1 protein-coding gene is annotated in these 874 nt (G+C 32.2%); it reads right to left on the bottom strand.

Annotated elements, in window-relative coordinates:
* Positions 1-17 precede the first annotated feature (17 nt).
* Entirely contained in the window at positions 18-677 is a 660-nt protein-coding gene (locus B0A58_RS16155) for a CBS domain-containing protein (protein ID WP_014083567.1), read from the bottom strand.
* Positions 678-874: the final 197 nt, after the last annotated feature.

Genomic DNA, 874 nt, shown 5'->3' with positions numbered 1-874 from the left:
TTTCAATTTTTCAATTTTTAAAAACTCAAATACTTATCCAAATAAGCCGCATTATTTTTTAATTCATCAACATATTGATCGTCTTGATGACTTGAAATAAGTTGGTAATCAAAACGTCTGAAAGTTTGAATAATTTCGTTCAAGTTGGCATCTCCCATTTTTATAGTAACATGGGTATTTTGAGCATCTGCATCAGAAATAAAAGCCCCGAAAACCGCTGTACCACTACTTTCTACAATTTGTACAATTTGCGACATGTTGATTTCAGATTGCGGTTTTGCCACTACAATTACATTGCCTTTTGCTTTCAAAAACGGAGTTTCATTCATCATCTCTACCACATCAAGGGCATTAAAATAACCTAAATACTCATTAGATTCATTCAAAACAGGCACCAAATTGGTGTTGTTTTTAGCAAAAACTTCAAGCAAATCCAACCAAACCATATTGCTACGGGCAAAAAAACCTTCGAGAGCATATTTGTAATCCGACAACGATTTGTTGTAATCAAAATTATCGACATCATCGGCCGCAATACTACCAATAAAAACCCGTTCGTCCAAAACTGGGAAATGCGAAAACGAAACCTCTTGAAAAAAATCCTGAACCGTAGCCAAAGTATCCTGAACCTTTAGTGGTTTCAAATCGTTTTGTATTAATGCTTGTAAAGTTGTCATTGATAGCCCTTTTTTTGTTGGCCACAAATTTAAACAAAAATTATTGTATTGTTCATTATTTTTTAAAAAAGCATTTTATAAGATAAGGCTCCCAAGAATGGTTTTGTTGCTATTTTGATGCAAAAAATTGGGAAAGAGAAAAAGAAATAAGTATATTTGTCAATTCAAAGAAATAGGAAAATTTTACAAATATACTA

This window comes from Flavobacterium branchiophilum NBRC 15030 = ATCC 35035, from assembly GCF_002217205.1.
GTDB lineage: Bacteria > Bacteroidota > Bacteroidia > Flavobacteriales > Flavobacteriaceae > Flavobacterium > Flavobacterium branchiophilum.
Note: the sequence above shows the minus strand (reverse complement) of the source record. Positions and strands in the feature narration are given on the sequence as shown.

Coding starts and splice junctions, on each gene's coding strand:
- B0A58_RS16155 (WP_014083567.1), bottom strand. CDS start 677: ATGACAACTTTACAAGCATTAATACAAAACGATTTGAAACCACTAAAG.